The organism is Pseudomonas sp. NA-150 (genome assembly GCF_044336365.1).
Taxonomy (GTDB): domain Bacteria; phylum Pseudomonadota; class Gammaproteobacteria; order Pseudomonadales; family Pseudomonadaceae; genus Aquipseudomonas.
The window spans coordinates 3,758,954-3,772,900 of the sequence record NZ_CP172305.1; the positions used below are offsets into that span (position 1 = coordinate 3,758,954).

Genomic DNA, 13,947 nt, shown 5'->3' on the forward strand with positions numbered 1-13,947 from the left:
CCCGGAAAAGCCGGTCTGTCAATCAAGCAGAAAATCGTCAACAGAGAGCTGGCCCAGCTTCGGCGCCGTTTTCCTGTTCCAAGAAGAACTTATGATCTCTGAGCCCGGCACACCAACGCTCGACCAACTGCGAGTATTCCTCACCGCGGTAGAGGCAGGAAGCTTCTCGGCTGCTGCTCGGAAACTAAGTCGCGCCACTTCCGTCGTCAGCTACTCGATCGCTAACCTGGAAATGCAATTGGGGGTTTCGCTATTTGACCGGCAAACCACCCGAAAACCGCAGTTAACCGAAGCAGGACGAATGGTGCTTGCCGAAGCCCGAATTATCGCAAACGGGATCAGCGGTCTACGTGCGAAGGTAAAGGGTTTACAGGGCGGCCTGGAAACAGAAATATACCTGACCCTCGACTCGATGCTGCCTTCTTGTCAGTTGATCGAGGTTCTGGGGCTTTTTCACGATCAATTCCCGACAGTCTCATTGCATTTGCATGTGGACAGTATCGGAGCGGTGACCCAGCGAGTACTAAAACGAGAGGCCACAATAGGGATTAGCGGTCCACTGCCGCCCGACACCGAGGGTATCGAACGAGTTTCCGTGGGCAGTGTAGAACTCGTGCCGGTCGCAGCGCCGGGACACCCTCTAGCGTCAGGAGGCCCGGTTGCGCATGGAGCCTCTCGCGAGCATGTACAACTGATTTTATCGGATCGCTCTGCACTCAACTTAACGAATGAGTATTCGCTGTCCAGCAGTAGAACATGGAGGCTAGCGGACCTAAACGCCAAGTATATGTTACTTAAAGCCGGCGTCGGTTGGGGCAATATGCCAATGCCGATGGTAGAGCAGGACATTACATCGGGAAAATTAATCCGCCTGGACTTGCCAGATCACAAGGCCAGCCTCTACGGCTTCGATGCCATTTACCGTACAGACAGCCCTCCAGGCCCGGCAAGCAGCTGGCTCATTGAGCAGTTTGCACGACAAGGTTAGCGTGGCGGCCTTATCTAATAATCTGGCAGTTAGTGTCGATTTTTTGTGGGTATTATTGTGATCGTCACTGTGAGAGATTAGCGGCGCCTGAGATATTGAGACACGCATTGAATGTGGGCGCTGCATGGACAATCCCCGGCGTGTACACCGCATCCTCTTCGCCGATGACGCGTAGTTCAAACAGACTACCATTGCCCGTACAAGCAACTCCCATCGGCAGGCGCAGGATAGAGCCGAATACTGTCGACACAGGTCTGCCCTACCAGCTAATCAATCGGGATCTGAATGAATCGAGAGAAAACGCGGAGTCCTGACTATTCAGAATCGGATTTTCCTCCCTTACGGAACGATGATTTCCTTTCCTCGCGCTCTGCTTCGAAAGCAGCTCCAATCGTCCCCTCCAGACAATCAAGAGAGAAAGGCCATTCACAACCCGGTATATGCCAATCTGCACCTACTTCTTCGCCGGTAGCTTTGTAAACCAATTTTACAGCAGGTGCGGCACCTGGCTCGAAGCCGCCATAGGTCATGCCCCATGAGCGCAACAAAAGCAGAATCGGATCCAGCGCCCGCCCTTTAGCAGTGGCCACATACTCAAACCTGGGTGGCTTGTCATTGTAGCGACGCCGCTCAATCACACCATCCTTCTCCAATCGCTTGAGTCGCGTGGAGAGCAGGTAAGACGATGCCCCTGTTTGAGCTTGAATGTCATCAAAACGGCAAACGCCCATGCTCAGCTCGCGCATGATCAGAAGAGTCCAGCGGTCCCCTACGATCGAAAGCGACCTCGCAACCGGGCACACGGTGGATCCAACCTCATCCCAACCCATAACCATCCCTCATAGAATGTCGATCCTAATAACATCTCGCGACGTAAGACTGCCTCAATCGGACCACAAAATGATGCAACGCGCGGACTACGACATTCAGTTTAGAGGATTGGCTTCAGGTATTAAAGGTAGGTAGCAGGCGAAATTTGTTGCTTTATATTTTAAAGCGTGATTTTCAGAGGTTTTGTTTTGATTTCAGACGGGCGGTGATCTGGCTCAGCCAACCCCCAATGCGCGCTTCGGGTACGCGCACCAGGGGTTCAAAGGACTGTCACCCTCTCTTCATGGACTCGAAGATTTGCGCAACCACCGCCGCACCCTCTCCTACCGCCGCAGCCACACGCTTGGTTGAATGTGCACGAACATCACCGATGGCAAACACACCTTTTCGATTGGTTTCCAGCGGAAGGGGTGCCCAGTTTTCCAGTGTCTCTGCAGCAAGCCCGGCACCAGTCAGCACAAAACCCTTGGCATCTGTTTCGACACAATCACCCAGCCAGTGGGTGTTGGGATCAGCACCAATGAATAAAAATACATGATGCAGATCAAGGCGCTGTGTCTCACCACTGGCGCGGTTGTGAAATACCGCCCCTTGCAAGCCTGTTGCAGAGTCGCCTAGAAGCTCCGATATTTCGGTCAACGTATGAATGACCACGTTCGGCAAAGCGGCGATGCGCTCGATCAAATAGCTGGACATCGAAGCTTCCAACCCTGGCCCTCGGACGATCAAGTGCAGACGTTTGACCTGAGGCGCCAGAAACACCGTCGCCTGGCCCGCAGAGTTACCGGCACCGACAAGAGCGACTTCCTCGTCCTTGCAAATCTTCGCCTCAATCGTCGATGCCCAATAGGAAACGCCGGCGCCTTCAAACCGTTCGATGTTGGCCACAGGAAGCTGGCGATAGCGAACCCCGGAAGCAATGACGACAGACTTGGCCCTAATCATCTGCCCTGTTGTCAACTCAAGCGTCAAAATACCTGGCTCGTGGCAGTCAAGTCGCGCCACCTCAAGAGGGATTGCCATTCTTGCTCCAAACTTTTGGGCCTGGACAAAAGCACGAGCGGTGAGCGCTTGCCCCGAAATGCCTGTTGGAAACCCAAGGTAGTTTTCAATCCGCGCCGAAGCCCCAGCCTGCCCGCCAAAAGATCGTTGATCCAATACTAAAACCGATAATCCTTCCGATGCTGCATACACTGCTGTGGCCAACCCGGCGGGACCCGCCCCTACGACCGCAATATCAAAGACCTCACTCGGATCCAGATCAGGCGTTATGCCTAGACAGATGCCTGCTTCAGCATTGCTGGGACGCTTCAATACCGTGCCACTTGGACAAACCATGAGCGGCAATTCATCGTTCTGAATGCCCAACTGCTCAATCAGAGAACACGCCTCTGCGTCGCCGGCCCCCACATCAAGAACAGAATGTGGGTAACCATTGCGGGTAAGGAAGCCTTGCAGCCTGACCATGTTGAGCTCGCCCAAGCGCCCGACCAACACGGACCCGACTCGGTCAGATTCAATCATCCGAACGCGCCGCAGAATGAAAGCGCGCATGACAATTTCACCCAACTCTGCCGAACCGATCACCAACGCACGGATATGCGGCACGTCGAATGGCACCGCAAGACAACCTTCTGCTCCGGCCCGCCCCTCTGCCAATGACGCCCGATTCCCCATCAGCCCAACCTCACCGGTGAACTCCCCCGGCCCCGCAGTGCCAATCGCCGCTTCACGCCCCAAACCGTCACGTCGAACGACATTGATCGAACCTTGAATGACCAACCAAATGGCGATGCCACGCGTACCGACCTGATACATCACCTCGCCAGGCGCAAATCGCTGAGACTCGGCACTGGCGAATCGAATCGCACTTTCTATTTGCTTCACATTAAGAACAGGAAACATCTGGTGATGGCGAGAATCGGAGACAGTCATAGGTATTTCCTCTGAGATCCAGCCCGTCAGGCAAGACCATAAACAGGCTTTATCCAGGCTCACAAGGCTTATCGGACCGGCAGTACGAAGCCGCTAGGTCCTTGGCATGTGACGGAACTTCAGGAGGCGTCGCCCCAGAGAAACCGGGAGAACCCTAACGAACTAGCTTTAAAATAGAAAGCTTATAGACTAGGGTCTACAAAAGTATCGCAATACCTTGATTCTTGAGCTCGGCCAGCAGGAGCCAAGGAAGCACTAATGCTGAATTTAAAAACAAGGATGACCCCATGAGCTGGAACGATGTCAGCGACAGCGTTAACCCCATTGCCAGATCGCTGGCAATATTCGGTGATCGCTGGACACTTCTAATCATGTTCGAGCTCGCGATGGGCATGCACAGGTTTGACGAAATCCAGGCGCAGACCGGAATGTCATCTTATTTGCTGTCAAGCCGGCTCAAACGACTGGAAAAAGATGGCCTGATCACCCGATGTCCTTATAGCGAACGAGCAACACGTTTCGATTATCACCCCACCCCCAAGGGTAAAGAGCTCGATCCCCTTTTGATGATGCTCTGCTTCTGGGGAATGAAATGGTGTGGCTACGGCCCTGAGGACGAAACAGCCACGAAGCTGGTGTACAAACCAACAGGAGAAACTGTCAGTGAGCACTGGCTCCACACATCCAGTGAAAAGCCACTCACTTACGATGATTGTGACTGCACACTGAATGAAGCCTTTCAGTCCGAGCGCAGTGCAAAACGACAAGCCTTTCGCGCCTCAAAGAGAAATGGGCATTAGCTTCCATCTTCGGTTTATGGCGCTCATCAGGCTATGAAAGAGCGTCGGCTCACTGCATTCAACGCCATCCGCCGGAAGAACAAATGCGTTCGCCGGTGAGCCACGATGAATCATCCGATGCCAGGAAAAGCACTGTCTTGGCAATGTCCTCCGGCCGGCCGAATCGAGCACCAATGGGTGTTTCGCTGGCGAAGCGCGTCTGCTCGATTCCGAGCGCTGTAGTGCCCTCGGTAATAGTGTGGCCCGGCAAAACGGCGTTCACCCTAATGTTGCGCGATCCCAGCTCTCGCGATAACGCAACCGTAATGCAATCAACCGCTGCTTTGGTTGAGGAATACACAGCCGAATTGACTGCTGGATTCAGCCCGGCCACCGAACTGACGTTTATGATGCTGCCGCCCTCTGCCGGAAAATGCTTGATCGCCTGCTGAATGGTCAGGAGCGTGCCAAGGACATTACTGTTGTAGTGATGGTGAAAAATCTCTTCCGTCACGTCCTCAATGGGCTGAAAGGCAAACACTCCTGCGTTGTTTACCAAAATGGCAGGAGCGCCAAACGCTTTAATCGTCTCATCGAACAAACGCACCACATCGGCCTGGCGTGATACGTCACCTTGCACGGAAACCGCTCGACCACCGGCGTTAGTTATTTCGGCAACGACGCGATCCGCGCCGTCTTGACTGGATGCATAGTTGACCACCACCGATGCGCCTGCCTTAGCGAGTGCCTTGGCTATTCCAGCGCCGATTCCTTTTGACGCGCCGGTAACGATAGCTACCTTGCCTTTTAAATCACTCATGTCGGAGCCCTATGACTGGGGGTGGGACCGGGACCCGCATCAGAGCGAGCGCTTTCGGCCAAATTGGCTTTAGATAATGAAGCTGCTAGGCACCTCGGAAAAGTCAAATGGTGTTATTTATTTCAGGGGCGCCTTAACACCATTTAACGGCTCTGTCCGACCGCGAACGAGCGACATAACGTTCGGTAAGTCTGCCTAATTACGCTTCAATTATTAAAGTAATTGCGGTACCCTCACTACCAAATCCCTGCAGAGTCATCCGTTCCCGCAAATTTCCGGAAAATAATGTACGCGTCCCCTATCCGTGCATTTGATCTACTGCTCAAAACGGTGCTGCACCCTTTCAAATGAGGATATTGCGATGCTCTCCCCGTTCCTGGCGGCAACGCTTGCCCGTCGAGATATCCATTACAGCTGGGTGGTCGCAGCCGTAACCTTTCTGACTATGTTGGTCATGGCGGGAGCCGTCGGAGCGCCTGGTGTATTTATCGTTCCGTTGCAACATGAGTTCGGCTGGCAAACCGCAGACATCTCTTCAGCGCTGGCAATCCGATTTGCCTTGTATGGATTGATGGGGCCCTTTGCCGCTGCATTCATGAACCATTTTGGTATGCGCAAGGTGGTGATCATTGCCTTGATTGTGGTTATGAGTGGTATTGGCGCATCCATGTTCATGCAGCAATTCTGGCAACTGGTCATGTTGTGGGGAGTGGTCGTCGGATTGGGTACGGGCCTTACCGCGATGGTGTTGGGCGCCACCGTCGCCACGCGCTGGTTCTCTACCCGACGCGGATTGATCATCGGTCTATTGTCCGCGAGCTCTGCTACCGGGCAACTGGTGTTTCTGCCATTGCTGGCGCATTTAACCGAACAGTACGGCTGGAGAACAGCCTTGGGATTCATCTGCATAATGCTGGCACTTGCAGTCATTGCAGTGATTGCACTGATGCGTGACCGCCCCGCCGATCTGGGTCTTCCGCTGTATGGGGACGAAAACGTCACCGCTCACCCCGAGAAGTCGCGCAACTTTTTGGTTCTACTACTCACGCCCCTTCAGGTGCTGCGTGAGGCGTCGACCTCTTTAACGTTTTGGATTTTATTTTTAACCTTCTTCATTTGCGGAGCCAGTACTTCGGGGCTCATTCAAACCCACTTCATCTCCATGTGCGGAGATTTCGGATTGTTGCCTACCGCCGCCGCCGGAATGTTGGCTGTGATGGGGATTTTCGACTTTATTGGTACCGTTGGTTCCGGATGGTTGTCTGATCGCTATGACAACCGCTGGCTGCTTTTCTGGTATTACGGACTGCGTGGAATCGCGCTAGTCATTCTGCCATTCACTGATTTTACGGTGTTTGGCTTGTCGATTTTTGCTGTTTTATATGGGCTGGACTGGATCGCCACGGTTCCACCTACCGTCAGATTGGTCGCCGCACGCTTCGGCCCGGAACGTGCCAACATTGTATTCGGCTGGATATTTGCGGGGCACCAACTGGGTTCAGCATTTGCTGCCTATGGTGCCGGGGTCATGCGCACAGAGCTTGCTTCTTACTTACCTTCGTTTTTCATTGCGGGATTACTCTGTATCATCGCTGCATTACTGGCCATGGCAATTAGTAAGCCGGCAAGAATTTCAATAAAGATTTGATCCCCTCACCCTCCCGCCCTCATGTGTAGCAAAAAATTGCGCTATCCATGAGGGCAGCTAACAACGCTTTGCAACTTTTAACTCGCCGCGTGTACTTCTTCAAGCCAGAATACTCTCACCCATAATCCGGAGTTACTTGACAGTCTGAATTGGCGAGGAGGTCTGCATGACGCAGAGCATTCCAGGTAAAATAATTATCCCCCCATACACCTCTGGTTTGATAGACGAAACCCGCCTCAAACTCATCGCTCAACTAGTGCCACAACTTGCTGCGGCCTCCGCACTTCTGGCGTGTTTGGATGTCATGCAATGGCAACTCCGAAACCTTAGCTTCTTCCCCCTGCAACACCTATTCCAAGACATGACGATTACGGCGACACGTTATGTTGATCAACTCGACGCGTGCATCGCTTTTTCCAACCAAGGCGCTCCGTTCGAATGTTCACGAACTAAAGACAGACCACCGAAAACGTCGGAAATCCCCGATGGGTTCAAAGCCTGCCTGATAGAAATTTACGCGTGCACCGAAACCATCGCCTTGGCGCCCCAGCGCTTCAAAGTATTCATCGATCGTGCAAGTGAACATAACGACTACGCCACTCGCGAGATGCTCACTGGTTTACTGTCACACTCAAGAAATATCAACAAACTAATAGAGTCAAATATTCCCCGCGAGTCATCACTACAAAGAGTAGATTATTCATGAGCAAGAACATAACACTGACAACCGCCAGTGGCGCGCCCGTCGCCGACAACCAGAATTCACGTTCCGCCGGAGCACGAGGACCACTGCTGCTTGACGATTTCCATTTGATTGAAAAGCTGGCGCATTTCAATCGAGAAAACATCCCCGAACGTCGTGTGCATGCCAAAGGTTCGGCTGCGCATGGTTTATTTATCGTCAGTAACGATATCACTTGCTATACAAGTGCCAAGCTCTTTGAGTCAATTGGTAAAATGACGCCGATATTTTTGCGTTTTTCAACGGTCGGTGGCGAACGAGGCTCGGCAGATACCGAGCGCGACCCGCGTGGTTTTGCGTTGAAGTTCTATACGGAGGAAGGCAATTGGGACATCGTAGGCAATAATACCCCGGTCTTTTTCATACGCGACCCCTTGAAGTTCCCTGACTTCATTCATACCCAAAAGCGTCTGCCGCAAAGCAACCTGAAAAGCGCGCAAATGATGTGGGACTTCTGGTCGCACTCCCCAGAATCACTGCATCAGATCACCATCCTATTCTCTGATCGTGGAATCCCGGATGGTTATCGCCACATGCACGGTTTCGGCAGTCATACCTACAGCCTTATCAATGCGAGCGGTGTGCGGTATTGGGTGAAATGGCACTACAAGACCAAGCAAGGGATCAAAACGCTGTTACCTGCCGAAGCTGCGCGACTGGCAGGGGTTGATCCTGACTACGCCCAACGTGATCTCTTCGACGCTATCGAGCGCGGAGATTTTCCTAAATGGGATGTCTTTATTCAGGTAATGACCGAAGAGCAAGCCTCCTCCCATCACGAAAATCCTTTCGATGTGACCAAGACATGGTCGCAAAAAGCGTACCCTCTGATTAAAGTCGGCGAGTGTGCGCTTAATCGCAACCCGGACAATTACTTTGCAGAGGTCGAACAGGTGGCGTTCGCTCCGAGCAACATGGTACCGGGCGTGGGTTTGTCGCCTGATCGGATGTTACAAGGACGTGTTTTCGCATACGCCGATGCCCAGCGCTATCGCGTAGGTACTAATTACCAACAATTGCCCGTGAACGCGCCGATCAACCCCGTACTTACGTATCAGCGTGACGGTGCCATGGCATCCGGGACAAACGGTGGTGCAACACCACACTATGAGCCCAACAGCTTTTCCGATGCTCCGAAACAAGCACCTGGATATGCCGAGCCTGGTTTGACTCTGCAGGGTGTCGCTGATCGGCATGATCATCGCTTGGACGATGATTATTATAGCCAGGCGGGCACCCTGTTCCGACTGATGTCGCCGGCCCAACAAGCCTTGCTGACAGGCAATATTGCCAACGCAATGAGAGGCGTATCGAGCGACATAGTTGAACGGCAGCTGCAACACTTTTTCAAAGCCGACTTAGCTTATGGGGAAGGCATCGCCAGCGCTTTAGGCATTCAGCTTCAATAAAAGTAAGGCGTGGATGCCATCAATGCTCCGGACAGCTTCTCTCCCGTTCAAGAGAGAAGCTGTTGCCATCCAACCTTCCGTTTCGTGTATTGCCATCAAATTCAACAGACTTTTGGGGTCTTTCTTGTAAAGATTTTTATGTAGAGGCCGATACTATATTGGCTTTAATTTTTAAAGCTTAATCGTATGCTTATAACTTCAGGAAGGGCTTAACCATGCAGATTTCTACCAGCGTACCGACACCCATCTATGGCGTCCCGCGCATAACAAAGGTACCTGCGCCTCCATCTGATTCGCCGGCGTCAGGGTCTGGCCCAGCGACATCCGTGACCTTGAGCAGCAAAGCACAGTCGGCATACGGCGTGCGGTCTTTTGGTGTCGTGTGGGCCCCAGGAATGTTTGACGCTGCAGATACCGATAAAAGCAACGGGTTAAACATCTCGGAGTTTGCTACCGAGTTAGGCCGCGTAGGCGTTGACGCCGACGAAGCAAAAAAACTGTTTGATAGCTTTGACAAATCGAAGGACGGAACGGTGTCTATGGATGAGTTTGTTGATGGGGTGATCGCCGATAATGCCACCAATACTAACTCTAGCTTTCAGAGTCTGGCATTGAGCTATATGAGTGATGATACAACCATGAAATCATTCATGACCAATGAGTCTCCCACCATTGACCAATATTGGAACAAGGTAAGGGCCGAGGGGTAATCACTGCCTAACAGCAATGATCGTCGCTGGTTGGGCAATCGTGTGCTAGAAGGTGATATTCTCGAAGAACCTTAAAGCTACTGAAATTTAAATATGAAATATACCTTGCAGGCTTTTAGGGCCTGCAAGGTGTATTCGTTGACTGTACAGATGAAAGTCACAAAGATTTCATAATAGCGGCCCACCCATTCTGCGCAGCTTAAAACTTGAAGCGTTGAGTCAGATGGTTCAGCGCAACCGCGAGTTGAGACAACTCACCACTGGCAACGGACGTTTGATGCGAACCCGCAGCCGACTGTACAGATAAATCTCGAATACTGACCAAACTCTTATCGACCTCTCTTGCCACATTAGCCTGCTGTTCCGCTGCCGAGGCAATCGTCAAATTTCGCTCATTGATTTCTGAAACCGCACGGCTAATTTCCACAAGGGCCTTTCCTGCGGCCTCTGCGATATTCAGGGTGCTATGGGCATGGTCATTGGTGTGAGACATCGATAAAACTGCGCTTTGCGTTCCCCCTTGAATAGAATCAATCATTTGCTCAATTTCACGGGTAGACGACTGCGTTCGATGTGCTAGCGCGCGCACTTCATCTGCGACGACTGCAAATCCGCGACCGGCATCCCCCGCACGAGCAGCCTCAATGGCCGCGTTCAATGCCAACAGATTAGTTTGTTCGGCAATCGATCGGATTACATCCAGTACCTTAGTGATCGCTTCAGCACTCTGCGCAAGGCTGCGAATTTGCTCTGATGCGGCACCTATATTGGTGACCATTTGGTGAATCGCGCTGACCGTTTCGTCGACCCGGGTCTGACCCAATGTCGATGAAGAATTCGAACGAATCGTGGCATCCGATGCGGCAACCGCATTCCGGGCAACTTCATCCACCGCGGCACTCATTTCGGTGACGGCGGTAGCAGCCATCTCAATTTCGTTGTTTTGGCGTTGTAATCCGCGTGCAGAATCCTCGGTGACTGCGTTCATTTCCGCAGAGGTCGTTGCCAACTGCGTGGACGAGTCGCTAATTTCAGTCAACGTTGCCCGAAGATTGTTCTGCATTGTAGCCAGGGCCATCAGCAATTGCCCCGGTTCATCCTGGCCTTGAACAATGATGCTTTGGCTAAAATCGTTGGACGCTATACGTTCGGCGGCTCGGAGTGATTGCTTGATCGGATCAACCAGGCTTCTCGTAAAGAACCACGCTAGAAGCACTGTGGCGAACAGCGCGATAATAATGATCGCCACGTTAGCCTTAAGTGTGTCGCTGTAAACAGCCGCGGCCTTTAGCCCTGCATTTTCAGCTTTGACACCGTTTAACCTTTTTAGTGTTTCCAGGTTGCCACTAATCGATTCTGACATTTTGTACATTTCGCCATTGGATAACTCAGCCGCCTCATTCGACTTCCCGGACGCCAGCAGCGCTAAAAACCTCTCACTGTTAGGAAGGTACTCGGCGATGCCCCCCTTCATTTGCATAAACGCCTGCCGACCCGCCGGCAAAATAATCAAGCTGTCCAACTTTTCTGTTGCCTCCAGAAGAAGAGCTTTTGAATGCTGAATATCTTGCTGCGCATCATGTTGTTTTTCTTGCGAACTACTGGGATTGGTGAGTCTGGCATTCGCCAAACGTATCCGAATCAGTGAATTATCGATGCTATCTACCAGTGCCAAATTCGGCAAGACGTTGGCCTCTACCATTTTCTCGGCATCATTCATTGCGGCTGCTTGATTAAGCGAAAAGATGCCTTGCAGCACGATCAGTACAGCAAAAAACCCAAAACACAAAATACTGCGCGGGGCAAGTTTAAGAGCACGTAACATGTTCAAGTACCTGTAGGTGAATGGACAACTTATCGAAGCAACTCGTACACCGTATACTTGGCCGTGTGCTTTGATACTTAGGCAACGCACTGATGGCACCGAGCGAACAAGGGTGATCAGCTATCTAAATCATCAAGGAAACAGCGGTCTTCGTCGGAACGAGTTTTGAACCAGGCTTATTCTTCACCCGACACTGGCAATAGAGGGCCAAACTCCGCCAGTTGGCTGGAGAGTCATTCAGTTATATAAACCCACACGCAGTGCACAGGCAGAGAAGCCTCGAGTGCAACTGATTCAACCCGTCTCGTGATCAGTTTAATTTTGCGCAACCTGACGACCGCCTCTTAGGAGATTTACTGCATAGAGCCAGTGACCACCTATATAGGCATTGCTGAATCTCCTTTTCAGACTGGCTAGCGGTACGAAGACCACAAGGATCAAGCCCCCAAGAACCACCACAGGACAAAATTAGTTGCAGGCGCAACCATTAAATCATCAAGCAGTTGCATGCACAACTGTATCTACGGAGAAATCAGCATTTCCATTCAGAAAAATCGCTTGTAAGGACGAGCCGATTTTCGTCCCCGGCTTCGGGCACCACATAGAACAAAGGCTTGCATGAGGTTCTCATGCAAGCCTTTGTCGTTTCATCCGTTTGAAATGTAAATTCCACGATTCATCAGCATCTCGCTGGACGAATCTCCGGTGAAAGCGATCAACAAGCCCTAACGCGCAGGTGCGCGAGCAGTTGGCGAGTGGCGCAGCGTAATCCCGAAGGTTGGCGATCAGGCTCATTGATCATTCCCAACTCAATGTTGGGCGGTTTCCATTCTAAAAATGGAGGTGGTGCGGCCCGCTCCTACCCCGTTCTGTCTCCATCAAGGTGGGGGCCAGGCAACCTCTTTTCTATCAAAGCCCATGCGCCCGGTCCAGTAATGTTTTGACCTAAAGGCGACGTCGTTATGAGTTAAAGCGATAACCTTTCTTGCGCTCAATGCAGGAGGTTATAGCGCCACTTCCTTTAGCCGAAGAAGCCGAACCAGCCTCGGCCAACGCCCTGCTACTGCCAGCACTTTTCAAAGCGCGCGCAGACGCCATAGCGCTCATCCAGTTGGCTCATACGCTGCAAATGATGATTGATGGTCTCCAGTTTCACACTCTTGCCGGTGTTTTCGTAGTACGCAACCATCAGCTTGTTGTTTGCCAGAACGCGCGCTCTGAGCGCTTCGTCTGTTGGCTGCAACCAGTGCTCCAGCACTTCATCCTCGGTACGCTCCAGGCGCTTGCGATAAATATCTTTGTAAAACTTAAGGGTGCGCGCCTGGATACCGCTTTCTTCGTCAAAAAACGCTATCAGATTCTGTCGGTACTGAGCCCAGTAATCGTCCGGCAACTTGACCTCGCCCATTAACACCTTGCGTTCAGCAATCAATGTGTCCAGCTTTTCGGGCGATGCGCTCTGGCCTTCAAGGTCCTTGGAGTACAGCAAGAGGGTGGTCTGGCTACTGGCCTCGACGATGCGATTAATCAGATCAATGCGCTGGGGAGTATCCGCCAATGATTTTGGGAAAAGCGGCGCACGACCGGCACACGCCGTTAACCCCGTAGAAAACATCGGTATCGGTCTGCGCACATCCTTGCCGTTGACGTGCTTGAGAAGCTGCAACTGCGTCATGCACTGACCCGGCCCTGCATTAAGCGTCACCTCATACTCCTCACCCGGCTGCGGCGTGAAGTTAAACGCATTGCCACACACGTAATAACCACCGTTGGTGTTGAGCAGCACGAAAGTATCCTTCCCCGGCTTGAGTTTGACCTCCAAATAACCCCGCGCATCCGCCGGCGGCGCCACGCTCATCGCCGCACGTCGACGCGTATCGACGACAAACATGTTGTTGAGCATTCCAGTGGTCTGGCCCTCACAGTGTTGCGCGTCATATACATCGAGCGTGGAGTTTTGTGTGTTCGAAATAAACCTCAGTTTGGCCGCATCAGACTCGGTAGCGTCGGGATAAGAACCATGAAAACTGCAACCACTGAGCAACGAAGACAACACTGCAATAGCGGTTACCGCACGCAGCGGACGGAAAAGCGGGAACGGCATGGGTCATCCTTGGTGTACGCGGGAGGTAAAGCGGGGAATGTTACTGAGGAGCGGTGTATGCGTCGATGGCGTTTTGATATTATTTATGTTTGATGAATGTTTGCTTTCGCTCGATCCATTAGCACAATAACTGGAAGTTCTGGGTCTGGGAGCTGT

Annotated in this window: 12 protein-coding genes and 1 pseudogene; 6 read left to right on the forward strand and 7 right to left on the reverse strand. The window is 52.1% G+C overall.

Translation table 11 applies throughout. From position 1 onward, the window contains the following. Nucleotides 1-91 precede the first annotated feature (91 nt). Nucleotides 92-988, forward strand: coding sequence for a LysR family transcriptional regulator (locus ACF0H7_RS17885; RefSeq protein ID WP_397448235.1), 897 nt, complete (start codon nt 92-94; stop codon nt 986-988). Between the two features lie 314 nt (nt 989-1,302). Here the strand turns inward: ACF0H7_RS17885 and ACF0H7_RS17890 are convergent, their stop codons facing one another. Both ACF0H7_RS17890 and ACF0H7_RS17895 read right to left on the reverse strand, forming a co-directional pair. Continuing rightward, nucleotides 1,303-1,824, reverse strand: a complete 522-nt coding sequence (locus tag ACF0H7_RS17890) for a winged helix-turn-helix transcriptional regulator (RefSeq protein ID WP_397448236.1) — start codon at nt 1,822-1,824, stop codon at nt 1,303-1,305. Nucleotides 1,825-2,089: 265 nt separating this feature from the next. Continuing rightward, nucleotides 2,090-3,754: an FAD-dependent oxidoreductase gene (locus tag ACF0H7_RS17895; RefSeq protein WP_397448237.1), complete on the reverse strand. Its 1,665-nt coding sequence runs from the start codon at nt 3,752-3,754 to the stop codon at nt 2,090-2,092. 287 nt (nt 3,755-4,041) lie between these two features. Here ACF0H7_RS17895 and ACF0H7_RS17900 point away from each other — a divergent pair, with 287 nt between their 5' ends. Next, complete coding sequence (locus ACF0H7_RS17900; protein WP_397448238.1) at nt 4,042-4,554, forward strand: winged helix-turn-helix transcriptional regulator; 513 nt, start codon at nt 4,042-4,044, stop codon at nt 4,552-4,554. A gap of 58 nt (nt 4,555-4,612) precedes the next feature. Here ACF0H7_RS17900 and ACF0H7_RS17905 read toward each other — a convergent pair whose 3' ends face one another. After that, on the reverse strand, nt 4,613-5,353 hold the full coding sequence (locus tag ACF0H7_RS17905; RefSeq protein ID WP_397448239.1) for an SDR family NAD(P)-dependent oxidoreductase: 741 nt from the start codon (nt 5,351-5,353) through the stop codon (nt 4,613-4,615). Between the two features lie 361 nt (nt 5,354-5,714). Here ACF0H7_RS17905 and ACF0H7_RS17910 point away from each other — a divergent pair, with 361 nt between their 5' ends. The 4 genes from ACF0H7_RS17910 (at nt 5,715) to ACF0H7_RS17925 (ending at nt 9,862) form a co-directional block, all read left to right on the forward strand. Next, on the forward strand, nt 5,715-7,001 hold the full coding sequence (locus tag ACF0H7_RS17910) for an MFS transporter (RefSeq protein ID WP_397448240.1): 1,287 nt from the start codon (nt 5,715-5,717) through the stop codon (nt 6,999-7,001). Nucleotides 7,002-7,167: 166 nt separating this feature from the next. Further along, nucleotides 7,168-7,707: a hypothetical protein gene (locus ACF0H7_RS17915; protein WP_397448241.1), complete on the forward strand. Its 540-nt coding sequence runs from the start codon at nt 7,168-7,170 to the stop codon at nt 7,705-7,707. Next, complete coding sequence (locus ACF0H7_RS17920; RefSeq protein ID WP_397448242.1) at nt 7,704-9,152, forward strand: catalase; 1,449 nt, start codon at nt 7,704-7,706, stop codon at nt 9,150-9,152. The genes ACF0H7_RS17915 and ACF0H7_RS17920 overlap by 4 nt, the downstream gene beginning before the upstream one ends. 215 nt (nt 9,153-9,367) lie before the next feature. Further along, entirely contained in the window at nt 9,368-9,862 is a 495-nt protein-coding gene (locus tag ACF0H7_RS17925) for an EF-hand domain-containing protein (protein WP_397448243.1), read from the forward strand. Between the two features lie 199 nt (nt 9,863-10,061). Here ACF0H7_RS17925 and ACF0H7_RS17930 read toward each other — a convergent pair whose 3' ends face one another. The 4 genes and pseudogenes from ACF0H7_RS17930 to ACF0H7_RS17945 all read right to left on the reverse strand — a co-directional run bounded on the left by ACF0H7_RS17930 (nt 10,062) and on the right by ACF0H7_RS17945 (nt 13,791). Then, entirely contained in the window at nt 10,062-10,940 is an 879-nt protein-coding gene (locus ACF0H7_RS17930) for a methyl-accepting chemotaxis protein (protein ID WP_397453934.1), read from the reverse strand. Further along, nucleotides 10,917-11,687, reverse strand: a pseudogene (locus ACF0H7_RS17935) (MCP four helix bundle domain-containing protein); the annotation flags it as partial. The gene ACF0H7_RS17930 and the pseudogene ACF0H7_RS17935, both read right to left, overlap by 24 nt. 627 nt (nt 11,688-12,314) lie before the next feature. Continuing rightward, nucleotides 12,315-12,482, reverse strand: coding sequence for a hypothetical protein (locus ACF0H7_RS17940; protein WP_397448244.1), 168 nt, complete (start codon nt 12,480-12,482; stop codon nt 12,315-12,317). A 265-nt stretch (nt 12,483-12,747) separates the two neighbouring features. Next, complete coding sequence (locus ACF0H7_RS17945; protein ID WP_397448245.1) at nt 12,748-13,791, reverse strand: hypothetical protein; 1,044 nt, start codon at nt 13,789-13,791, stop codon at nt 12,748-12,750. Between the last annotated feature and the right edge of the window lie 156 nt (nt 13,792-13,947).